Origin of the sequence: Sphingomonas sp. Leaf343 (assembly GCF_001423765.1) — a bacterium.
Taxonomy (GTDB): Bacteria; Pseudomonadota; Alphaproteobacteria; order Sphingomonadales; family Sphingomonadaceae; genus Sphingomonas.
On record NZ_LMPG01000001.1, the window covers coordinates 462,671 to 484,097 of the forward strand.

Below are 21,427 nucleotides of genomic sequence, written 5' to 3' on the forward strand. Positions count from 1 at the left end.
GACAGCGCGATCCGGCGGGTGTTTCCTTAACTCCGGCCGAGGCATGGCCATGTCATGACTTGGCGCAGGATCGCAGCATGGACCGGAGTCGGCCTGCCCCTCGCGGGTGGGTTGGCTCTGGCGGTCTGGCCTGAGCCGGCGGTGCCGAAGCAGAAACCCGTCTCGGTGCAACGCGCGCCCGAGACGGTGATGGCGGCCCCTCGACCTGCCCCGCCACCGAACGAAGCACCCTATGTCGTCAAGCGCGTGCTGGATGTCGCCAGCCCGATGAAGTTCGGCGAGTGGCATTGGGACGAGAAAGGCGCGCCCGCGACCGGCGAGATCGTCATCACCGTCGATCTGGAGGCGCAGGTGCTCAGCGTCTTTCGCGACGGGTACGAGATCGGCACCGCCGTGGCGCTGTACGGGGCGGACGTGAAGCCGACGCCGCTCGGCGTGTTCAAGGTCAGCCAGCGCGACGCGGACCACGTGTCGAATCTCTACGACGCACCGATGCCGTACATGCTGCGCCTGACCAACGACGGCGTGTCGATCCATGGATCGAACGTGCAGGCGGGGTTTATGACGCATGGTTGCGTCGGAGTCCCCACCGCCTTTGCGAAGAAGCTGTTCGCGGTCACCAAGCTGGGTACGAAGGTGATCGTCACCCGTGGCGAGATGCTGGACGTCGGCGGCGCGATCACCGCCGCCTGACCGCCGATCGTTCTAGTGGACGAACCGCGCAACCACGTCGCGGTAGCTGCGGCTGACCTTCACCTGCGCGCCGGAGCCCAAGACCAGGAAACATTCGCCGTTGGTATGCGGCTTGACCTGCTTGACGAGGTCGAGGTTGACGATCGTCGAACGGTGCACGCGCTGGAAGCGGCGCGGGTCGAGGCGTTTTTCCAGATCCTTCATCGTCTCGCGCAGGATCAGCGTGTTGTCGCCGGTGTAGATGCACATGTAATCGCCCGCCGCGTCGATGCGCTCGATCGTATCGACGTCGACCCGGAAGATCTGGCCGCGATCCTTGATGTTGATGAGCTTTTCGAACCGGTTCGACGCCAGATCGGCGCTGCCGCCGTCGGTGATGTCTGCCGCCGCGGCAGCCTCGGGAGCGTGCTCGGCGAGCACTTCCTTCAGCCGATCGACTTCCTCCGCACCGCGCTTTTCGGACAGGCGCTGGCGGACGCGGTCGAGCGTGTCGGCGAGGCGGCTCTCCTCCACCGGCTTCATCAGATAATCGACCGCCTGAGCCTCGAACGCGCGCAGGGCGTGGTCGCTATAGGCGGTGACGAACACGAACAGCGGCGGTTCGACCTCCATCAGGCCCTGCACCACCGAGAAGCCGTCGAAACCGGGCATCTGGATGTCGAGGAAGACGAGGTCCGGCTTGTGGGTCTTGATGGCGCGGATCGCTTCGCGCCCGTTCATGCACTTCTCGACGATCTGCACATCGTCGAAAGCCTGGAGGCGAAGCTCCAGCCCCTGAATGGCAAGGGGCTCGTCGTCGACGAGGATGGTGCGAATGGTCATGCGGCCTCTCTGTTCACGTCTTCCAGCTGGTACGGGATCTCGATCTCGACCGAGAAACCGCCGGCGGGTGTCGAGCGCGTCTCGAAACGCTGGTGGGGCCCATAGGCCTGAACCAGACGCTCCCGTATATTGGTGAGCCCGACACCGGTTGAAAGGCTTGGACTGATCCGCGCCTCATGCAAGCCGGGGCCGGTATCGGATACGCCGATCTGCACCCGTTCCCCGGCGAGCCGCACCGTGACGCAGATTTCCGCGCCTTCCTCCTGCGGGGTCACGGCATATTTGATCGCGTTCTCGACCAGCGGTTGCAGCAACAGCGAGGGCAGGCGACCCCGCTCCGCGCGCGGATCGATGTCGAACTTCGGACGCAGCCGATCTTCGAACCGCATCTTCTCGATTTCGAGATAGAGCTTCAGCTGCTCGACCTCCTGCGCGATCGTGACGTGCGCGGTCGGCTCGTTCGCCAGCGTGTAGCGGAGGAAGGACGACAGCCGCGACAGCATCGCGTTGGCGCGCTCGGTCTGTTTCAGCAGGACCAGCGTGGAGATGGAATTGAGCGTGTTGAACAGGAAATGCGGGTTCAACTGGTAGCGCAGCATCGCCAGCTGCGCCGAGGACGCCTGTAGCTCCAGCGCGCGCAACTCGTCGATCTGCTGTTCCAGGATCAGGAAGAAGTTGATCGCGTAGTAGAGCGCGGACCAGCCGGCGAGCACCGTGAAGTACAGGAAGCTGTAGCCCAGCACGCGGGTGACATCGATCGACGCCGTCGCGGTCTGGATGAAGGACCAGGTGAAGGCTTGCAGCGTCGCGTAGAGAGCGACGGCCGCGAGCAGCGTGACGATGCTGAGCGGAACGCCGGTGATGCGCGGCAGGCGGCGATAGGCACCATAGAAGGTCGAGAGCAGCAGCGTGATGCAATAGCCGACGATCGCCTCGACGATGATCGGGATGATGATCTGGAGCTGCAGGCCGTTGAAGCTGGCCGACACGCCGCGCAGCAGCAGATACCCCCCCCAGCCGACCGCCTGCAGCGTCCAGAAGGCACGGGCCTTGTTCTCGAAAAAGGGGCGGACGTTGATGGTCCGGCCGGCGGAGGGGGCGGTTAGCGAAGCCACGCGGCGGCTTCTACACGGGCGCGCGGGGCGGTGCAAAGCGCGGGAAGCGGGTTCAACGAGAAGGTGCCAAACGAAAAGGGCCGCCGCGATCCCGAAGGTTCGCGGCGGCCCCGTTCAGGTCGATCGGGTGCCGATCAGAAGGTGAAGCGCGCACCGACCCGGATCGCGTAGAGCGACTGGCGGGCATAGATCGTGTCCGTCGGCGCCGTGTTCGGCGCGAGGTAACGATACTGGGCGCAGGCCTGGCTGGAGTTGGTGATCGGCGTGGCCGTGGTGCCGGTCGCGACCGGGGTCGCCAGGCACTGCACGCGAACCGCGGGGATGGTGTACGGGAAGGTGTATTCCCGGATCTGGCCCCAGTTCTTGTTCAGCAGGTTGGTGACATTCTCGATGTCGCCGAAGATCTCGAACCGCGAGCCGAACAGGCCGGTCGGGATCTGCTGCGCGACATGCAGATCGATGCGGGTGAACCACTTCGAATTGAACGCGTTGCGCGGCGCGATCTTGCCGCGATACTTGGACAGGCCGCTCGATTCGATCAGCGCGTTGAACGTGTCGCGGACCGACTCCGCAGACTGCGTCACCACGCCGGCCGAATTGACCGTCGAGCCATAGCTCACGCGCGGATCGTCGATGCCGGTCGGTACGTACAGCAGGTAGCGGGTCGACGACAGCACGGTGCCGAACACCGGGCTCCGCGCGTTCGACGTATCCTGCATCGTATAGCTGTACGGACGGCCGATGCGGGTTTCGCCGAACAGCGCGAACGTCGTCTTGTAATCGCCGAAGAAGGCGTGGTCGAAGGTCAGGTTGTACTTGATGTTATACTTCACCTGATCGTTCGAGATGCCGTAGGCCGCGCCATTGGCATCGAGGAACGCACCGTTGCCATAGTTGGAGTTGGCGGTCGACGAGGTCGCCGGCGCCTGATCCTTGATGTCCTGGTAGGTGAAGCTGGCACCCGCCGACAGGCCGAAGTCGAACGTCTTGTCGGCGCGGGCGACCGCGACATAGCTGCGGCCCTTCTTGGTGTTGGTCAGCAGCAGGTCGTAATTGGTGTCGGCGAAGTTCGTGATCGACGAATAGCGTGCGCGGCCGTCCGGCGTCAGCAGGCCGTTGGCACGGACGCGCGCATCGGTGAAGAACACTTGATTGCGCACGGCCGAGTAGAACAGGTCGGCCCCGAAGTTGATGCCGCCCAGCGCGTCCGGCGCATAGTCGAACGACAGCGTGCTGCGCCACTGCGACGGCAGCTTGAAGTTGGGGTCGAGCGCGTTGACCAGCGCCGGCGAGGTGGTCGACCCCGTCAGGCTCTGGAGGTAGGTGTTGACCGCCCCCGGAATGGCCGTGCCGTTGACGTTGGTCAACGCAGCCTGACCGATCGTCGCGGCCGCGCCGCCGGTCTGCGACGGCACCGTGTAGCCACCGTCATTGTTCTGGCGGATGTCGACCGAGTTGGACAGGAAGCCGGTGTTCGAGAAGCTGTTGGACACGTACACGTCCGGCGAGCCGCCCGAGAAAATGCCGACGCCGCCCCGGACGCTGAGATCGTCGATCGGCTTCAGCTCGAAACCGATGCGCGGCTGCACCACGCCACGGCCGCTGATATACGCCTGATTGGTGAAGCCCAGCCGGTTGGTGAAGCTGGTGTTCGCCGCCGGCCGGCTGTTGCCGCCGTACATGTCGTAGCGGATGCCGTAATCGAGCGTGAACCAGTCGGTGACGCGCCAGTTGTCCTGGATACCGAAGGCATAGGACTGATAGCGGAAGCGCGCGGCGGCATCGTCCGGCACCAGCGACGGGACGGCATTCTGATAGCGCAGGCGCTGTGCATTGCCGGCCGCGAAGTCGGCGATCGAGTCGAAATAATAGTCGCCCGCGCTACGCTGCAGGAACTGGTTGAAGATCTTCGTATCCTGGAAATCGGCGAAGATGCGCAGATCGTGATCGTCGCGGCTCAGGCGAGCCTGCACCAGACCGCCATAGGTGCGGCTGGTCAGTGCGTTCGACTGGCGCGAGATGTCCGGGCCGAGATAGACCGAGGCATAGCCGGGGGCGCAGGCGGTGGACGCCGCCGCCCCCTGCGAGCCGGGGTTTGCACGGTCCGACGTTGGTGCGGCGCAGACCTGGAACTGGGCGAAGCCGCGGCCGAGGATCGGGTCCTGCCCGCGCTTGTAATCCTTGTAGAAGGCGCGGACTTCGGTCGAGAACTCGTCGGACCAGTCGCTGTTCAGCTGGAACACGCCGGTGTGCAGCCGGTTCGATGCGACATATCCGTTCGATTCGAGGCCAAGGCTGGGGGCCGTGGTCGAGGCGTTCTGGTTGAAGCGGATCGAGTCCTTCGTATACAGATACGTCAGCGAGGCGCGCTGCGTGTCGGACAGATTGGCGTCGATGCGCGCCGCCAGACGATCGTCCTTGTCCTGCGAATTGCTCAGCACGCCGCCGGCGTCATAGCCATAGCGAGACTGGGCGATCGAGGTGATCTGGTTGACCACCGCGTCCGTCAGGTTGCCGCCCGCGATCGCGGTCGACGGGATGACGGTGCCCGCATTGGTTTCGGCCGTGCCCTCCGGGATCGGCGTGCCGGCGCGGATGCGCTCACCGGCGACCATGAAGAACAGCTTGTCCTTGATGATCGGACCGGCAAGCTGTGCGCCGTAATTCTCGATCTTGAAGTTCGGCAGCGTGACGCGGCCGGTGGGAACGCCCGGGCCAGCCTTGGTCTTCTTGCCGGTCAGTTCATCCGACGAATAGCTGTAGAAGCCGGTGCCGTGGAAGCTGTTGGTGCCCGACTTCAGGATGGCGTTGATCGCGCCACCCTGGAAATTGCCCTCGCGCACGTCATACGGCGCGACCTTGGTCTGGAACTGGCCGATGGCGTCGAGCGGGATCGGGCTGCGGCGCGTCGGCAGGCCGTCCGGGTTCAGGCCGAAATTGTCGGTGACGGGCACACCGTCCACCGAGAAGCGGTTGAAGCGGGCATTCTGGCCGGCGAACGACACCGCGCGACCGCCGCTGGGCGTATCGTCGAGGCGGGCGAACGGATCGCGGCGCATCAGGTCGCGGACGTCGCGGTTGATCGTGGCGACATTGGCGATATCCGCGGCGGTCAGGACGGTTGCGGGTCCCATCGACTGCGTGCCCGCGCCGGCGATCGACGATGCGGTGACGACGATGTCGCCGCCCGCATCCGCGCCCGCAAGGGCCAGTTCGACAGGTACGTCATAAGGCTGGGCGATGACGGTGTAGATGTCGGTGACGGTCGCGCCCTGATACCCGTCGGCGGCGACCGCAACGGTGAAGGGGCCGCCCACGCGCAGGCCGCTGAGGTTGAACGAGCCGTCCGTGCCGGTCACGGTTTCCGCGGTGGTGCCCGACGGCACGTTCGTTACGGTGACGCGGGCGCCCGCGACGGCCGTTCCGCCGCTGGTGACGGTGCCACGCACGACGGTCGTAGTTTCCTGCGCCATGGCGCCCATCGGCGCGATCAGCGCAACGGCAGCCGCGCCCAGGAAAAGATGGTTCCGCATCAGAAAATGTCCCCTTGGAGAGCTCATGCTCCGGTCAGCGGTCGTTACCGCTTCGATCCGCGCCCTGCGGCAGGATTATGACGCTTCGGTGACAGATGCGAGATGGTTCCAAGGCTTTGAAAATTCTGTCGTGTTGCGTTGCAAAACGGCAACGCTGCTGACCCGTGCAGCGGCTCAGGCCGTAGCGGAAACGATTGTCGCCCACTCCGCTTCGGTCAGGGTGCGGATACCCAGATCGACGGCCTTTTTCAGCTTCGATCCCGCGCCGGGTCCGGCGACCACGATGTCGGTTTTCTTCGATACGGAGCCCGCGACATGCGCGCCGAGCGATTCGGCCTGCGCCTTGGCTTCGTCGCGGCTCATCGTCTCCAGCGTGCCGGTGAAGACCACCGTCAGGCCGGACACTTCGGAAGAGCGGGTTTCATGGACGACCTCTGCGGGGGCGACCTGACGCAACAGATCGAACACGACGGCACGGTTGTGCGCCTCCGCGCAGAAACCGGTCAGCGCGTGCGCGACTTCGGGGCCGATGCCGGCGGTGTCGATGTGCGCGACGAGCAGGCGGTCGCGGCGCAGGACGAACTTGCGTTCCGGCTCGCCGATCTGCGGCTGCGTCGCGTGGCGCAGCGCCACGGCGGAGCGGAGCATCGCGCCGAGCGCCGCGGCGGTGCGGTAGCGACGGGCGAGGTCGCGTGCGGTGACCTCCCCGATATGGCGGATGCCGAGCGCGAACAGGAAGCGGTCCAGTGGAACGCTGCGCCTGGCGTCGATCGCCTCGATCAGCTTGCGCGACCAGAGCCGGCCGTCCTTCTTGCGGGCGGCGAGTTGCTCCTCGGTCAGCTTGAAGATGTCGGCGGGCGACTGGATCAGCCCGTCCGCGAAGAACGCCTCGATCAGGGTTTGGCCAAGGCCCGTGATGTCGAAGGCGTGGCGGGAGACGAAATGGCTCAGCCGCTCGACGCGTTGCGCCGGACAGATCAGGCCGCCGGTGCAGCGATAGACGACCTCGCCCTCCTCGCGATCGGCGGCGGAGCCGCAGGCGGGGCAGGTGGTGGGGAAGACATAGGGTGCGCGGTCGACGTCGGCGGTCAGGTTCTCGACGATCTGGGGGATCACGTCGCCTGCGCGCTGCAGGACGACGCGGTCGCCCTCGCGCACGCCCAGCCGCGCGATCTCGTCCGCGTTATGGAGCGTGGCGTTCGTCACGACAACGCCACCGACGGTGACGGGTTCGAGCCGCGCGACGGGGGTCAGCGCGCCGGTGCGGCCGACCTGGATGTCGATCCGCTCCAGCGTGGTCTGCGCGCGTTCGGCGGGAAATTTGTGCGCGAGGCCCCAGCGGGGCGTGCGCCCGACGATGCCGAGCCGCGCCTGCCAGTCGAGGCGATCGACCTTGTAGACGACGCCGTCGATGTCGAACGGCAGGTCGGCGCGCGCCGTCTCGATCGCGCGGTACACGGCAAGGGCAGCGGCGATGTCTTCCGCCAGTGCGAAGCCGTCGGCGATCGGGAAGCCCCAGCGGCGCAGCGTCTCGACCAATGCGTGCTGCGTCTCGCCCGGCACCGCGCTCGCCTCGCCCCAGCCATGCGCGAAGAAGCGCAGCGGGCGGCTGGCGGTAACGGCGGCGTCCTTCTGGCGCAGAGATCCGGCGGCGGCGTTGCGCGGGTTGGCGAACTGGCGCGCCTCCTTGCCGGTCGTTTCCGCCTCGGTCAGCAGGCGGGCGTTGAGCGCGGCGAAGGCGGCCTTGTCCATATAGACTTCGCCGCGGACCTCGAAGATCGCGGGGGCGTCGGCGGGAAGGCGGCGGGAAATGTCGGCGATCGTCAGGACGTTGGCAGTCACGTCCTCGCCGACCGCACCGTCGCCGCGGGTCAGCGCCTGCACCAGCGCGCCGCCTTCGTAGCGCAGCGAGCAGGACAGGCCGTCGATCTTGGGCTCGGCGGTCAGCGCGACCGGCTCGTCGTCGGGCAGCTTCAGGAAGCGGCGGACGCGCGCGACGAACTCCTCGACCTCCTCGTCGGCGAAGGCGTTGTCTAGGCTGGTCATCGGCCGCGCATGGGCGACCTTGGCGAGGTGGGCGGCGGGAGCGGCGCCGACCTGCTTCGAGGGGCTGTCGGCGCGGATCAGATCCGGGAACGTGGCCTCGATCGCGATGTTGCGGCGGACGAGTGCGTCATATTCGGCGTCGCTGATCTCGGGCGCATCGTCGGTGTGATAGAGCGACGAATGACGGCCGATCTCCTCAGCGAGGGCGGCGAGTTCGACGGTGGCGGCCTCTGGCGAATCAGGCAACGGGTCCATGCGCGTCCGCCTAAAGCAGCCAGCCCGGCCACGCGAGCAGGACGAGCACCCGGAGCAGCATCGTCACGACGAAGCCGATCGCGGCCAGCCCCGATCCGATCGTCAGCAGCGCACCGATCAGCAGCATCGCCAGTAAGGCCCGGCCCTCGCGGCGCTGTGCCTGGGTCATGCGGTTTCCAGCAGGCGGTCGGCCTGCGCGCGCGCCTCGTCGGTGATCGTCGCGCCGGACAGCATGCGCGCGATCTCCTCGCGCCGCTCGTCCTCGTCCAGATGGCGGACGCCGGTGCGGGTGACGGTCCCGTCGGACGATTTGGCGATCAGCAGATGCGCCGCGCCCCGCGCCGCCACCTGCGGACTGTGCGTGACGACCAGCAACTGCGTACTCTCCGCCAGCCGCGCCAGCCGCTCGCCGATCGCGGAGGCGACCGCGCCACCGACGCCGCGATCGATCTCGTCGAACACCATCGTCGCCGCGCCACCCGTTTCGGCCAACGCGACCTTCAGCGCGAGGATGAAGCGCGACAGCTCGCCACCCGATGCGATCTTGGTCAGCGGCGCGAAGGGCGCGCCGGGGTTGGTCGAAATCTCGAACTCCACGCGGTCGCGGCCGGCGGCGGACCAGCCCTCCGCCGGGACTTCCGCGACGACGGTCCTGAAGCGCGCGGCGTCCAGCTTGAGCGGCGCGAGTTCGTTCGCGACCGCCACGTCGAGCCGGGTGGCGGCGGCACGACGCTGGCCGGACAGGATCGCGGCGGCGGCATCATAGGCAGCGTGGGCCTTCGTCACGGCGGCTTGCAACGTGGCGATCCCACCTTCGCCCGCCTCCAGCCGCTCCAGCCGGGCGGCGAGGTCGTCGGCCAGCGCGGCGAGATCGTCGGGCTGGACGCGGTGCTTGCGCGCCATCGCGCGCAGTTCGAACAGGCGCGTCTCGTCGTCCTCCAGCGCGCGGGGATCGTAGGACAGCGCCGTGCGCGCCTCGCGCAGGCTGTCCTCGGCGGCGTCCGCTTCGGTCACCGCGCGATCGACCGCGGCCAGCGCGTCGGCGAGCGCAGGGTGATCGGCGGCGACCCGCTCCAGCACGCGGGCGGCCTGACGCAGCTTGGCGAGGCCGCCGTCCGACCCCTCCAGATGCGCGTCGATCGCGGCGAGGTCGTCCGCCACCTTCTCCGCGCGCTGCATCGACCGGCGCTTGTCGGCCAGCGCTTCCTCCTCACCGGGTTCGGGGGCGAGCGTCCGAAGCTCGCCGACCGCATGTTCCAGCCACTCGCGGTCGCGCGCTGCCGTCTCGATCTCGGCACGGGCGGCCGTCAGCGCCGCCTCCGCCTCCCGGTACGCGGACCATGCGCGGGTCGCATCGCCCGTATCGACGCGGCCGAACGCATCGAGCAAGGCACGGTGGCCGCGCGGATTGAGCAGGCCGCGGTCGTCGTGCTGTCCGTGGATCTCGACCAGCCGCGGCGCGATCTCGCGCAGCAGGGTCGCGGAGGCGGGCTGGTTGTTGACGAAGGCGCGACTGCCGCCGTCCGCCTTGACGATGCGGCGGATCAGCAGCGGCTCGCCCGGCTCCACCTCGACACCATTGTCGTCGAGCAGCGCGGCAATGTCGGAGGCGGGCGGCTCGAAACTGGCGGTCACCACCGCCTGCGCCGCACCGTGCCGCACCAGACCGCTATCGCCGCGACCCCCGAGCGCAAGGCCGAGCGCATCGAGCAGGATCGACTTGCCGGCGCCGGTCTCGCCGGTCAGGACGCCGAGCCCCGGCCCGAAATCGAGGTCCAGCGCCTCGATCAGCACGACGTCGCGGATGGAAAGGGCGGTCAGCATCTGCGGTGCTGTTTAGTGCGGCTTGGCGGGGAATTGAACCGCTTATGTTCCGGTGGGCGCGCTCCGGGGATACGCGAAGAGGTTTGCTTCATGCAGAGGCGCAGATAAGGGTGGGGCTTGCTGGCCGGCGAAGGTGACGATCGTGCAGGATCGAAACGAGCTCGCTACGCCGCGGCGGATCCTCTCCGCTCCCCGCAACACTGCGCGGGATCGATTGCATATCCCACTCTCCGCCATGCGGGAACGACCACGGCATGACATGAAATCAGGCTGCCCTAACGCTCGGCCTTCGGCACGGCATAGGGCATGACCAGCGTCCCGTCGGGCGCGGCGGTGTAGGTGGTCTGGGTCGGGTAGGGGATGACGATGCCTTGCTCGGCGAAGCGGCGCATCAGCAGCACCAGCGCCTTGTTGCGCGTGGCATGCGCGGTCGGCCAGTCGTCACCGGGGACGTCGAACTGGACGATGAAGTCGAGGCTGGATGCGCCGAAGCTTTCGAAGCCGGCACGCGCGACTTTGCCGCCGGCTTCCTCGAAAATCGCCTTCAGCAGGTCGGGCAGCGCCTCCAGCGTCTCCGGCGGCGTCTCGTACGCGACGCCGATCGTCAGCGTGACGCGGACATGATCGCGGTTGGAGATGTTCTGGATTTCCTTGTCGAGCAATTGCCGGTTGCTGATGACGCGCATCTCGCCCCCGAACGAGCGGATGCGGGTCGATTTTAGGCCGATCGACTCGATCACGCCCACGGTCTGGTCGTACTGGACCTTGTCGCCCCGCCGGAACGGGCGGTCGAAGATGATCGCCAGCGCCGCGAACAGGTCGCCGAAGATACCCTGCGCCGCCAGACCGATGGCGATACCGCCGACACCGAGACCCGCAACGAGGCCGGTGACGTTGACGCCCAGATTGTCGAGCACCACGACGAGCGCGATCGCGAACAGCGCGAAGGTGATGAGGACGCGGATCAGGCCCATCGCCGACAGCAGCGCTTCGCCGGAATAATGCGCCGACTGGGTACGATGCTCGATCGCGCCTAGCGCGATCTCCCGTACCCAAGCCGCCGCCTGGAAGACGGAGGCGATCGTCCATAGGAAGTTGATCGTGCTCGACACCTGCGACGGTGCGCCGGAATAGCCGGTGACCAGTTTCGCGGCGAGCATGATGATGAAGAAGTTGCTCGTCCTCACCAGCGCCCGGCCGATGATCGAACCCCACCCGGCACGGCCCTCCGGATCGCGGACTGCGAACCTGCCCGCGAGACGACGCGCGGCGTGCAGGCCGATTACGATGACCGCGCCGATGCCGAACGCGATCAGGATCTGGAGCCAATGGTGCTGCAGCCAATCACTGCTGACGGTGAACAGTCCGCTGGTCTGATCGGCAAGGTCGGAGGCGTCGAACAGCGGTTCCTGCGCGTTGGCGGCGGGAGATTGGGACATCGTGAAAATACTCAGGTGGCGGGCGTGCCGGCTTCGAGGAACGCGATCAGGCCGCGCTCCTCGCGCGTCAGATAGCGTTTGGCACGGGGAAGGCGCGTGGCCTTGCGAAACGCCGACTGACCCTTTTTGACGAGATCGATCAGCGACGGGTGGACGTAGCTCTTGCGTGCGATGGCGGGCGTGTTGCCCAGCTTCTCGACGACGGGCTCCAGCAGGGACTTGAGGCTCAGGTCGCGTTCGGCTGAGGCCAGCGCTTCGAATGCGCAGACGCTGGCGCACCAGGTGCGGAAATGCTTGGCGGTGAAATCGTGGCCGGTCGCGTCGCGGATATAGTCGTTGACGTCGGATGAGGTCACCGGATGCGCCTCGCCCTTGTCGTCGAGCCAGGCGAAGAGATGCTGCTCGTCGAGATCCTGCATCTTCTTGACTGCCGACGCGAGCGCGCGGTCGGCGACCTTCATGTCGCGCTCCTTGCCCGACTTGCCCTTGAACCGAAGGCGGAGCGTCTGGCCCTTCACCTCGCCATGCCGCTTGCGCAGCGTGGTCGCGCCGAAACTCTCGTTCGAGGCGGCATAGGCCTCGTTGCCGACGCGCAGATGGCCGACATCGAGCAGCCGGACGACCGCCGCCACCGCACGTTCGCGCGATAGCGAGCGCTTTTTCAGGTCCGCTTCCACCTTCTTGCGGATAGCGGGAAGGCAATGGCCGAAATCGGCGCACTTCTCGTATTTTGCAGCTTCCTGCGCTTCGCGAAAGCCGGTGTGATAGCGGTATTGCTTGCGCCCCTTTTCATCCCAGCCGACCGCCTGGATATGACCGTTTGCCCTGGGGTTGAACCAGGCATCCCGGTACGCCGGGGGCAAGCCGATCGCGTTGAGCCGATCGATCTCCTCACGATCGGTGATGCGGTCGCCCGACGCATCGAAATAGGCCCAGCCGTTCCGCACCTTTCGGCGGGTAATGCCGGGCTTTGAATCGTCGGAATACACTATACGGGTCGCCATCAATGCTCCGGTCGCTTCTCGTCCGGGCAATGCACGGGCTCGTCGCTTCGTTCCGGAACGAGGCCGGGAGGCGGGGGTTGAGGCGGCTCCCACCCCGACAGGAGTTCATCCGATGGCAGATCTTTCCAGGGCGCGCGTGCTGATGCTCGCCGCCGACGGTTTCGAGACGGTGGAGTTGTTCGAGCCGAAAAAGGCGCTTGAGGCGGCCGGTGCCACGGTGACGCTGGCGTCGATCAGGACGGACCCGATCCAGGGCATGGAGCAGGATCTGAACAAGGCGGAGATGGCGGCGCCCGACCTGACGCTGGATGACGTCGACACCGACGATTACGACGCGCTGGTGCTGCCGGGCGGGACCTGTAACCCGGACAAGCTGCGGCAGGAGGATCGCGCGGTCGAGATCGTCGCGGAATTCATGGAGGACGACAAGATCGTTGCCGCGATCTGTCACGGCCCGTGGTTGCTGGCGGAGGCGGACGTGATCGATGGCCGGCGGCTGACCAGCTATCCGTCGATCCGCACCGATCTGGAGAATGCCGGTGGCGATGTGGTGGACGAGGAGGTCGTGGTCGACGGCAACCTCATCACCAGCCGCAAGCCGGATGACCTGCCGGCGTTCAACAAGGCGATCATCGCCGCGCTGGTGGAGGAGCTGGCCGATGAGCCGGCGGACTAAAGATTGCCCCTGATCCTTCCCTCTTCAGGCAAATGCGCCGGAGGGGCAGCCACGGGCCGGACGGCTTGTGGTTGCCCTTCCGTCACGCCTGCGGCGCGCCACCGCCCCGTGCCGTGAAGGATCTTGGAGGCCAACCGCGCAATCCGCGCCAGCGCTGCGCCGGAAGCTCGACACAGGTGTACAGGAACGCCGACGCGGCGAGGACCAGCCCCAGATACACCCCGATCGCCGGCGGTGGCACGTCGGAAACATCGCGGACGGCAACCAGCTTGAACGCGTGCCACAGTACGTAATGCGACAGGTAGGTCGCGTAGCTGATCGTGCCGAGCCAGTGCACAGTCCGCCCCTCCAGCGGGTGCCCGACCGATCCGGCCCCCAGCGCCAGTGCCAGCAGCAGCGCGGCGAAAACCGCCGGAACGACGACCACTTCCGGTGCTCCGACCGCGAGCGCAAGCAAGCCGGTCGTGGCCCCCGCCGCCGGCCACCACGCCGACACGTCGCCGCGCCATCGCAACCAGAGCGCCGCGACGGCGGTGCCGGCGGCGAACTCCGTCACGCAGCGCAGGACACCGAAGCGCGCGATATCCTGCCCGAGGATCATTTCGCCGCGCATCGCCCACGCGAGTATCGCCAGCGGTGCGATGACCCCGACGAGCACCACAGGCGTGGCGCACCGCCGCCAGTCGACGGCCAGCACGAGCAGCGGGAACAGCAGATACGCCATCGTCTCGGCGCTGATCGACCACGCCGGCACGTTCCATGTCGTCGGCGGGACCAGTCCCCAATCCTGCATGAGCAACAGGTGCAACGGCAGGTCGCGCCACGGGAAGTCGGACCCCGCCGGGTGCCCAAGCGCACCCTGTGCCGCGACCATCGCGACGGCGGCGGCGAGCATCGCGAGGTGCAGCGGCCAGACCCGCAGCACCCGCTTCAGCAGAAACGCCGGGATCGCGCGCCGGTCGCGCAGCCGCTCGTGCCAAGCCAGCCAGATGACGAAGCCCGACAGCAGGAAAAAGAAATCGACCGCGAGATACCCCTTGTCGAGCACGCGCATCACGCCCGCCGGCAATCCCGCTATCGAGCCGCGGATGTGGAACAGGACGACCAGCCACGCCGCGAGCCCGCGGGCGCCGGTCAACGCGCGGATTTCCGTCATGCCGGCAGCGGCGGCGCGGCGCGGGCAGGGCGCAGACGGCGGCCCGTCGCCTCCGCCCGGCGACGCGCGGTATAGGTGTCGAGGCCGACCTGCGCGCCGATCAGCATGTACACGAACGGCTGGAACGCGATGGCGATGAACCCCGCGCCGAGCAGGTACACCATATGTCCGGTCTGAAGCGCGGCGGCGAGCGACCCTGCCCACGCCTCGTCACCCGTCCGATAGCGCCGGCGCAGAACCTCCATCCGGAACAGTCCCGCCAGATTGATCGTCAGCCACAGCGCTAGGCCGGGATAGCCCTGCTCGCCCAGCATTTCGAAATAGGCGCTGTGCCATGCCCGCCCCTGATCGGTCTGTTCCGTTTCGGTCGAATTGCCGCCGGACGTGCTGACCAGTTCGAGCCGGATGCGGTTCTGGCGATACGCCTCGAACCCGCCGCCGAACGGATGCGTCTTCGCGAACTCCCACGTCCATGCCCACACCGCGAGCCGCGTGCTGGCCGATGCGTCCGCCTGATGATTCTGGATCGTGCCCATCCGTTCGGTGAAGGCGGACGGCAGGAACGGCACGGCGACGAGGCCGAGCACGCCGATCGCCGCCAGATAGGTCGCCTTGCGCTTGACCGTACGCAGCGACAGTGCCGCGACGAGCGCGATGCAGAGCAAACCGGTGCGCGTCGAGGTGCCGACCGGGATCAGCAGGCACGCGAACACCAGCGCGAGGCCGAAAATCTTCACGCGCCGGTCCGGCCGGAAGATCGTGCCGTATTTCATCAGCCAGAAGATCACCGGCACGATTGCGACCGCGACCGTCGAGATGGTCGATCCCTCGTACAGGCCGCTATTGTTGTCGACCATCAGGTTCAACTGACCGTAACCGCCACCGGAGACGAGCGTCTTCACGCCGCCGACGATGATGATCGACGCGGCGGATACGACCATGAACAGCAGCAGCGCCTCGATCCGCAAGCGCGTCCGCAGCGTCGAGGGAAGGAAGGCGGCGAAGGCCAGCGCCTTCCAGACCCAGCCCCATTTGTCTTGCGCCTCGACCGGAAAATCGGCGGCCATCGTCGTCAGCCAGCAATAGACCAGCAGCAGCACGATCATGCCCTGTCGCGGCGCGAAGCGGCTGTCGCGCTTGTCGTCCGCCAGCGCGAACGCGCCCACCGCCAGCACGACCGACACGAGCGAGATCGGGATCGCGTTCAACAGGTAATAGGTCAGCCGCTGCGGTGCGACGATGTCGATATAGACATAGACGAGCACGAGCAGGAACGGCCGCCGCAGCCCCATGCCCATGAATGCCGCAAGGAAGGCGATGAACGCGAGATCACGCACGCGGGCGGCGTCCGGGCTTCGGTGCGGGCTGATCGCCGCTGCGGGGTTCGCGGTCGAGATCGGGCCGCTTCAGCAGCAGCCACGCCGCCAGCATCAGCAGACCGTGCGTGACGCCGAGCGCGAAATTGTCGATCATCGTTCGCGCTCCTGTGTCTGATCCCTCTGCCGCTGGGAAGAAAGGGAGCCGCGTAGCGGCGGACGGGAGAGGGCGGCGTGCCCTCTCGACGCGTTTAGGAGCGCGGGAGTTGAAGGCGGGTTAAGCGCGTGGCCGGTGCGGCATCCTTCCCTTCGCAACCCTCTACCGTTGGGAGCGCGAGGGTGCTTCGATTAGCGCAACTTTAAGCGCAGCCGTGCCACGCGACGGCGATGCGTATTCTCCACATCCTCGACCACGGGCTGCCGCTCCAGAGCGGATACACGTTTCGAACGCGGGCGATCCTGACGGCGCAGGCGGCGGCGGGGCATGTCGTGGCGGCGGTGACGGGGCCGCGACAGGGCGAATCCGGCGGCGTGGTCGAACGGATCGATGGCCTGACGTTTCACCGTACGCCCAGCACGGGGATGCCGACTGGCCTGATCGGTGAACTGGCGGGCGTCGCCGGCTTTTCGAAGAGCATCGCAGCGGCGGTGGCGGAGTTCCGGCCCGATATCCTGCACGCGCATTCGCCCGCGCTCGACGGGCTGGCCGCATGGCGGGTCGCGCGGCGGCACGGCTTGCCGTTCGTCTACGAAATCCGTGCCTTCTGGGAGGATGCGGCGGTCGGTAACGACACGGGAACCGAAGGATCGCTGAAATATCGCGCGACGCGGGCGCTGGAGCGGTTCGTAGTCGATCGCGCCAACGCGGTGGCGGTGATCTGCGACGGGCTGCGCGGCGACCTGATCGCCCGCGGCGTGGCAGCGGACAAGATCATGGTGTCCCCCAACGGCGTCGACCTGACCCTGTTCGGATCGCCTGCGCCGCGCGACGACGCGCTGGCCACGGCGCTGGGGCTGGACGGGGCGGAGGTGATCGGCTTCATCGGCAGCTTCTATCCCTATGAGGGGCTGGACGATCTGATCGCGGCGATGCCGGCGCTGGTCGCCGCCCGCCCGGATGCGACGCTGCTGCTGGTCGGCGGGGGCCCCGCCGGCGACGCCTTGCGCGCGCAGGCGGCGGCGTCCCCGGTGGCGGACCGCATCCGCTTTGTCGGCCGCGTGCCCCATGCGGAGGTGGAGCGCTATTATTCGCTGGTCGATGTGCTGGCCTATCCGCGCAAGGCCATGCGGCTGACCGAGCTCGTCACACCCCTGAAACCGCTGGAGGCGATGGCGCAGGGGCGGTTGGTCGCGGCGTCGGATGTCGGCGGCCACCGCGAACTGATTCGCGACGGCGACACGGGCACGCTGTTCGCCGCGGACGATCCGGCGGCGATCGCGGCGGCGCTGGCGGGGCTGCTCGCGGATCGGTCGGGGTGGGAGGCGCGGCGCGCGCGGGGCCGCGCCTTCGTCGCCCAAGAGCGTAACTGGTCGTCAAATATTTGCCGTTACGACGCTATTTACCAGCGGCTGGTCGAAGCCGCGAACAGGAAGTCCCGATGGTCCGCTTACCCCGCCCCGATTTGACCGGCCGCCGCCTTTCGACCGGCCGCCTTTCGACCGGCATGATCCCGACGATCGGGGCCGGTGCGACGGCGGTGCTGACCGCGATCTTCTTCCTGATCCTGCCCGACTGGCGCCTCGAGGCGGCGGTGGACGCGAGCGGGCTGGCGCAGTTGCTGCCGCTGGCGAAACCGCCGCTGGGCCTGACGGCTCGCGCGCTGATCCTGCTGGGTGGAACGGCGCTGGCGGGCGCGGTGAGCTGGTCGTCACTGTACCTGATCTGGGGGCCGGGCGGCTTCCTCGCGCCGACGCCGGTGCGATTCGGCGGCACGAGGGATGTGCCGGTCGCCCGCCGCGCCGATACGCATCCCGATGCACCGACCCGGCGACCGCTGTCGGCCGATGAATTGGGAACGCCGCCGTCGCCGCCTACTCCGCCAGCGGCTCCGCCCCCGACTCCGCCATCGACGCCGCGGATCGCTCCGCCGCCTCCGCCGCCCGTCGAGCAGCCGATCCCCGCCGATCTGGAACAGCCGCTGGCGGCGTTTCATCCCGGCGCGATCCTCGACGAGCCGCTGGAGCCGGTCAGGCCCGTCGCGTCGATCGCGCGGTCCGCAGGCGAACCGGCGGCGGAGGAGGAGCGGATCGAAACCTTTGTCCTGCCGATGCCGGAAATCACCGTCGCGCCGACGAGCGGCTTCGGCGAACGCGCCTCGACGCTGGACAGCCTGATCGCGCGGCTGGAACAGGGTGTCGGCAGGCGCGCGCAACTGGCCCGACGTTGAGCATACCCATTCGCCGAAAAACGATAGGCGACCCTAGAAACCTCTGATACCTCCTTTCCGATAAGGAGAGGATCATGGCCGACACGGTTCCCGATCGGGGTGAGGCGCAGGCGTCCGGCTATGCCTGGTACGTGCTCGGAATCCTGTTCCTCGTCTACGTCCTCAATTTCGTCGACCGCCAGATCATCTCGATTCTCGCGGAGGACATCAAGCGCGACCTGCACCTCGCGGACGAGGATCTCGGCTTCCTCTACGGTACTGCCTTCGGTGTGTTCTATTCGCTGTTCGGCATCCCGCTGGGGCGGCTGGCGGACAATTGGCATCGCGGGCGGCTGATGGTGATCGGTCTCGCGCTCTGGTCGACGATGACCGCGCTGTCCGGCCTGTCGCGCAGCGGCGGGCATCTGGCGGCGGCGCGAATCGGCGTCGGCATCGGCGAGGCGACCGCCAGTCCGTCCGCCTATTCGTTGATTTCCGACTGGTTTCCGAAACGGCTGCGCGCGACGGCGCTGTCGATCTATTCGGCGGGGCTGTACGTGGGTGGCGGCGTGTCGCTCTTCATCGGCGGGCTGATCGTCCAGAACTGGAACCGTGCGTATCCGGGCGGCGGACCGCTGGGGCTGGTCGGGTGGCAGGCCGCGTTCATGGCGGTCGGTCTGCCGGGTCTGCTGGTTGCGTTGTGGATCGCCACGCTGAAGGAGCCGATCCGCGGGGCCGTGGAGGGTCTGCCGCCACCGCCGAAGCATCCGGCGCCCTTCGCCGAGTTCGGGCGCGAGCTGGTCACGATCATCCCGCCGCTGACGCTGATCGGTGCGGCGATGGGCGGTACGCGGGCGCTGGCGATCAATCTGCTGGCGGCCGGCATCACCGTCGCGGCGGTGCTGGGACTGATCGGCGCGGGCGAGCCGTGGCCGCAATGGACCGCTGTCGGGATCGGGGTTTATGCCGTGTTCTCTTGGGGGTGCGCGCTGAAGCGGCGCGATCCGGCGACGTTCGCGCTGATCGTCGCGACGCCGGCGTTCGTGCTGACCGTGATCGCCTATGGGCTGAACGCGTTCCTGGCCTATGCCGCCAGCTTCTGGGCCGCGCCCTATGCGTTGCGGGTGCTGCACGCCGCGCCGGCGGAGGCGGGGTTCTTCATCGGCGCGAGCGGCGCGCTGGGCGGATTTCTGGGCGTGACGCTGGGCGGCATCGTCGCGGACCGGCTGCGGCGGACCAATCCGGCGGGCCGCCTGATCGTCGTCCTGTTCGGCGCGGTCGCGCCGTTGCCGTTCATGGCGACGGCGTTCACGGCATCCTCGACCTGGCTGCTCTATCCGATGCTGTTCATCGGTCAGGTCTGCGCGGCGACCGCGCTGGGTGCGGCAGCGGCGACGACGCAGGATCTGGTGTTACCCCGGATGCGCGGCACCGCGACGGCGACGTTCTTCATCGGCACGACGCTGCTCGGGCTGGCGCTCGGCCCTTACCTCGCGGGCCGCGTGTCGAGCCTGTCGGGCAGTCTTTCCACCGGAATGCTGTCGCTGATGCTTAGCGCGCCGATCACGATCGCGGCGGCGATCATGGCCTATCGGCTGGTGCCGCGGGCAGAGGCGACGCGCGAGGAACGGGCGCGGGCGGTGGGTGAGGCGATCTGACCGCCGGCACCCGCCGGTCGGGTGGAAAGTCGTCTATTCCCGAGTGCCCCGCCCGCGCCGTTCACCGCGACGTTCCTTGCGGACCGACTTGGCATGCGCCTTGGCGCGCTGTTTCAGCACCGCCTTGGGGGGCGGACCCTTATCCTCGTCCAGCTTCAGCGCGTCGCCCAGCGCCTCGTCGAACCCAAGGCTGGCCAGCGATTCGCGGAAGTGCGTCGGCAGCGCGGCGACCTCGTCGATCCGCCCGCCATCGGGATGGTCGACGCGGATGCGGCGGGCGTGGAGGTGCATCTTGCGGCTGATCCCGCCGGTCAGGAAGGCCGCCGGGCCGCCATATTTGCCGTCGCCGACGATCGGATGGCCGATCGCCGCCATATGCACGCGCAACTGGTGGGTGCGGCCGGTGAAGGGTTGCAGCTCGACCCACGCGCAGCGATTGCCGGCGCGTTCGATCACGCGATAGCGGGTGCGCGCCGGGCTGCCATTCTCCTCGTCGATCGCCATCTTTTCGCCGCCGGTACCGGGCTGCTTGCCGATCGGCAGGTCGATCGTGCCGTCGTCGATCGAGGGAACGTCGACCACCAGCGCCCAATAGACCTTGCGCGCGGTACGGCCGGAGAACGCCTTGGCGAAGAACGCCGCCGCGCGGCTGGTGCGGGCGATCAGCAGCGCGCCGGACGTATCCTTGTCGAGCCGGTGGACCAGCTTGGGACGACCATCGGCATCGCCCTGCAACGCGTCGAGCAGGCCGTCGACATGCACTTCGGTCTTGGTGCCACCCTGCGTGGCGAGGCCGGGCGGCTTGTTGAGGACCAGCGCCTGGAAATCGCGGTGGATCACCATCTCTTCCGCAAAGGCGATCTGGTCCGGCGACAGCGGCGCACGCTCCTTCTTCGGGCGGGCGGCGGGTGCATCGGGGGCGCGCTCCGGTTCCGGCGGCGGGACGCGCAGGATCTGGCCCGCAGCGATGCGATCACCCGGCGTCGCGCGCGATCCGTCGACGCGCAGTTGCCCGGTGCGCGCCCATTTCGCGACGGTGGTGAAGCTCGTCTCCGGCAGATGCCGCTTGAACCAGCGGTCGAGCCGGATGCCGTCGTCGTCATAGCCGACGGTGAACTGGCGGACGGTGTCGGTCATGCGGTCGCTCCCATCCGGGCAATGCTCAGCCCGGCAACGAGCGCGCCGATCGACCCGATCACCGACAGCAGCAGATAGCCGATCGCGATGCCCGGCTGCCCGCGTTCGATCATCGTCACGACGTCGAGCGAAAAGGACGAGAAGGTGGTGAAACCGCCCAGTACGCCGACGCCGAGCAACAGTCGCCACGGTTCGTTGCCGCCGGTGCGCGACAGGACGCCCGCGAGCAGCCCCATCGCCAGGCCCCCGACGATATTGACGGTCAATGTACCGGCGGGAAAGCCCGGACCGAACGCGGCCAGCGTCGCGCGCCCGGTCAGGTGCCGCGCACCCGAACCGAGCGCGCCGCCAAGCATGACGAGAAGGAGGGAGTTCATGTGCCCGCCC

At 67.7% G+C, this 21,427-nt stretch carries 18 protein-coding genes; 5 read left to right on the top strand and 13 right to left on the bottom strand.

The features are described 5' to 3' along the window. Positions 1 to 54 precede the first annotated feature (54 nt). Complete coding sequence (locus ASG07_RS01970) at positions 55 to 693, top strand: L,D-transpeptidase family protein (protein ID WP_055841413.1); 639 nt, start codon at positions 55 to 57, stop codon at positions 691 to 693. A gap of 12 nt (positions 694 to 705) precedes the next feature. Here the strand turns inward: ASG07_RS01970 and ASG07_RS01975 are convergent, their stop codons facing one another. The 8 genes from ASG07_RS01975 to ASG07_RS02005 form a co-directional block, all read right to left on the bottom strand. Further along, the gene (locus ASG07_RS01975; RefSeq protein WP_055841415.1) at positions 706 to 1,515 is read right to left on the bottom strand and encodes a LytR/AlgR family response regulator transcription factor; all 810 of its coding nucleotides are present in this window, start codon (positions 1,513 to 1,515) and stop codon (positions 706 to 708) included. Then, positions 1,512 to 2,630, bottom strand: a complete 1,119-nt coding sequence (locus ASG07_RS01980) for a sensor histidine kinase (RefSeq protein WP_055841419.1) — start codon at positions 2,628 to 2,630, stop codon at positions 1,512 to 1,514. Before ASG07_RS01980 ends, ASG07_RS01975 begins: the two co-directional genes overlap by 4 nt. 134 nt (positions 2,631 to 2,764) lie before the next feature. After that, positions 2,765 to 6,163 carry a TonB-dependent receptor gene (locus ASG07_RS01985; RefSeq protein ID WP_055841422.1) on the bottom strand — a complete coding sequence of 1,133 codons (3,399 nt, stop codon included), beginning with the start codon at positions 6,161 to 6,163 and terminating at the stop codon, positions 2,765 to 2,767. Between the two features lie 174 nt (positions 6,164 to 6,337). Next, complete coding sequence (gene ligA, locus ASG07_RS01990; RefSeq protein WP_055841425.1) at positions 6,338 to 8,464, bottom strand: NAD-dependent DNA ligase LigA; 2,127 nt, start codon at positions 8,462 to 8,464, stop codon at positions 6,338 to 6,340. Positions 8,465 to 8,474: 10 nt separating this feature from the next. After that, positions 8,475 to 8,633, bottom strand: coding sequence for a hypothetical protein (locus ASG07_RS17145; protein WP_156361695.1), 159 nt, complete (start codon positions 8,631 to 8,633; stop codon positions 8,475 to 8,477). Beyond that, positions 8,630 to 10,288, bottom strand: coding sequence for a DNA repair protein RecN (recN, locus tag ASG07_RS01995; protein ID WP_055841428.1), 1,659 nt, complete (start codon positions 10,286 to 10,288; stop codon positions 8,630 to 8,632). The genes ASG07_RS17145 and recN overlap by 4 nt, the downstream gene beginning before the upstream one ends. Before the next feature lie 275 nt (positions 10,289 to 10,563). Continuing rightward, entirely contained in the window at positions 10,564 to 11,727 is a 1,164-nt protein-coding gene (locus tag ASG07_RS02000) for a mechanosensitive ion channel family protein (RefSeq protein ID WP_055841431.1), read from the bottom strand. A gap of 11 nt (positions 11,728 to 11,738) precedes the next feature. Continuing rightward, positions 11,739 to 12,731, bottom strand: coding sequence for a DNA topoisomerase IB (locus tag ASG07_RS02005; protein WP_055841434.1), 993 nt, complete (start codon positions 12,729 to 12,731; stop codon positions 11,739 to 11,741). 112 nt (positions 12,732 to 12,843) lie between these two features. On the opposite strand from ASG07_RS02005, the gene ASG07_RS02010 reads away from it, so the two are divergent. Further along, positions 12,844 to 13,407 (top strand): type 1 glutamine amidotransferase domain-containing protein, encoded by a 564-nt coding sequence (locus tag ASG07_RS02010; protein ID WP_055841437.1) that lies wholly within the window; start codon positions 12,844 to 12,846, stop codon positions 13,405 to 13,407. A gap of 82 nt (positions 13,408 to 13,489) precedes the next feature. On the opposite strand, the gene ASG07_RS02015 is transcribed toward ASG07_RS02010, so the two are convergent. Genes ASG07_RS02015 through ASG07_RS17415 form a run of 3 tightly spaced genes read right to left on the bottom strand, consistent with a single transcriptional unit; the run spans position 13,490 to position 16,036 of the window. Next, positions 13,490 to 14,545, bottom strand: a complete 1,056-nt coding sequence (locus tag ASG07_RS02015) for an acyltransferase family protein (protein WP_236694484.1) — start codon at positions 14,543 to 14,545, stop codon at positions 13,490 to 13,492. A 14-nt stretch (positions 14,546 to 14,559) separates the two neighbouring features. Continuing rightward, entirely contained in the window at positions 14,560 to 15,900 is a 1,341-nt protein-coding gene (locus ASG07_RS02020) for a putative O-glycosylation ligase, exosortase A system-associated (protein ID WP_055841443.1), read from the bottom strand. Further along, positions 15,893 to 16,036 (bottom strand): hypothetical protein, encoded by a 144-nt coding sequence (locus ASG07_RS17415; RefSeq protein WP_168377293.1) that lies wholly within the window; start codon positions 16,034 to 16,036, stop codon positions 15,893 to 15,895. The genes ASG07_RS02020 and ASG07_RS17415 overlap by 8 nt, the downstream gene beginning before the upstream one ends. Positions 16,037 to 16,266: 230 nt before the next feature. Here ASG07_RS17415 and ASG07_RS02025 point away from each other — a divergent pair, with 230 nt between their 5' ends. From ASG07_RS02025 to ASG07_RS02035, 3 genes are all read left to right on the top strand, one after another. Beyond that, complete coding sequence (locus tag ASG07_RS02025) at positions 16,267 to 17,505, top strand: TIGR04063 family PEP-CTERM/XrtA system glycosyltransferase (RefSeq protein ID WP_055841445.1); 1,239 nt, start codon at positions 16,267 to 16,269, stop codon at positions 17,503 to 17,505. Further along, complete coding sequence (locus ASG07_RS02030; protein WP_156361696.1) at positions 17,478 to 18,266, top strand: hypothetical protein; 789 nt, start codon at positions 17,478 to 17,480, stop codon at positions 18,264 to 18,266. Before ASG07_RS02025 ends, ASG07_RS02030 begins: the two co-directional genes overlap by 28 nt. Before the next feature lie 74 nt (positions 18,267 to 18,340). Further along, positions 18,341 to 19,903, top strand: a complete 1,563-nt coding sequence (locus ASG07_RS02035; protein ID WP_055841452.1) for a spinster family MFS transporter — start codon at positions 18,341 to 18,343, stop codon at positions 19,901 to 19,903. Between the two features lie 33 nt (positions 19,904 to 19,936). On the opposite strand, the gene ASG07_RS02040 is transcribed toward ASG07_RS02035, so the two are convergent. Both ASG07_RS02040 and crcB read right to left on the bottom strand, forming a co-directional pair. Further along, positions 19,937 to 21,040 (bottom strand): RluA family pseudouridine synthase, encoded by a 1,104-nt coding sequence (locus ASG07_RS02040; protein ID WP_055841455.1) that lies wholly within the window; start codon positions 21,038 to 21,040, stop codon positions 19,937 to 19,939. Continuing rightward, positions 21,037 to 21,417 (bottom strand): fluoride efflux transporter CrcB, encoded by a 381-nt coding sequence (gene crcB, locus ASG07_RS02045; protein ID WP_055841459.1) that lies wholly within the window; start codon positions 21,415 to 21,417, stop codon positions 21,037 to 21,039. The genes ASG07_RS02040 and crcB overlap by 4 nt, the downstream gene beginning before the upstream one ends. Positions 21,418 to 21,427 lie beyond the last annotated feature (10 nt).

Coding starts and splice junctions, on each gene's coding strand:
- ASG07_RS01970 (WP_055841413.1), top strand. CDS start 55: ATGACTTGGCGCAGGATCGCAGCATGGACCGGAGTCGGCCTGCCCCTC.
- ASG07_RS01975 (WP_055841415.1), bottom strand. CDS start 1,515: ATGACCATTCGCACCATCCTCGTCGACGACGAGCCCCTTGCCATTCAG.
- ASG07_RS01985 (WP_055841422.1), bottom strand. CDS start 6,163: ATGCGGAACCATCTTTTCCTGGGCGCGGCTGCCGTTGCGCTGATCGCG.
- ligA (WP_055841425.1), bottom strand. CDS start 8,464: ATGGACCCGTTGCCTGATTCGCCAGAGGCCGCCACCGTCGAACTCGCC.
- ASG07_RS17145 (WP_156361695.1), bottom strand. CDS start 8,633: ATGACCCAGGCACAGCGCCGCGAGGGCCGGGCCTTACTGGCGATGCTG.
- recN (WP_055841428.1), bottom strand. CDS start 10,288: ATGCTGACCGCCCTTTCCATCCGCGACGTCGTGCTGATCGAGGCGCTG.
- ASG07_RS02000 (WP_055841431.1), bottom strand. CDS start 11,727: ATGTCCCAATCTCCCGCCGCCAACGCGCAGGAACCGCTGTTCGACGCC.
- ASG07_RS02005 (WP_055841434.1), bottom strand. CDS start 12,731: ATGGCGACCCGTATAGTGTATTCCGACGATTCAAAGCCCGGCATTACC.
- ASG07_RS02010 (WP_055841437.1), top strand. CDS start 12,844: ATGGCAGATCTTTCCAGGGCGCGCGTGCTGATGCTCGCCGCCGACGGT.
- ASG07_RS17415 (WP_168377293.1), bottom strand. CDS start 16,036: ATGATCGACAATTTCGCGCTCGGCGTCACGCACGGTCTGCTGATGCTG.
- ASG07_RS02025 (WP_055841445.1), top strand. CDS start 16,267: ATGCGTATTCTCCACATCCTCGACCACGGGCTGCCGCTCCAGAGCGGA.
- ASG07_RS02030 (WP_156361696.1), top strand. CDS start 17,478: ATGGTCCGCTTACCCCGCCCCGATTTGACCGGCCGCCGCCTTTCGACC.
- ASG07_RS02035 (WP_055841452.1), top strand. CDS start 18,341: ATGGCCGACACGGTTCCCGATCGGGGTGAGGCGCAGGCGTCCGGCTAT.
- ASG07_RS02040 (WP_055841455.1), bottom strand. CDS start 21,040: ATGACCGACACCGTCCGCCAGTTCACCGTCGGCTATGACGACGACGGC.
- crcB (WP_055841459.1), bottom strand. CDS start 21,417: ATGAACTCCCTCCTTCTCGTCATGCTTGGCGGCGCGCTCGGTTCGGGT.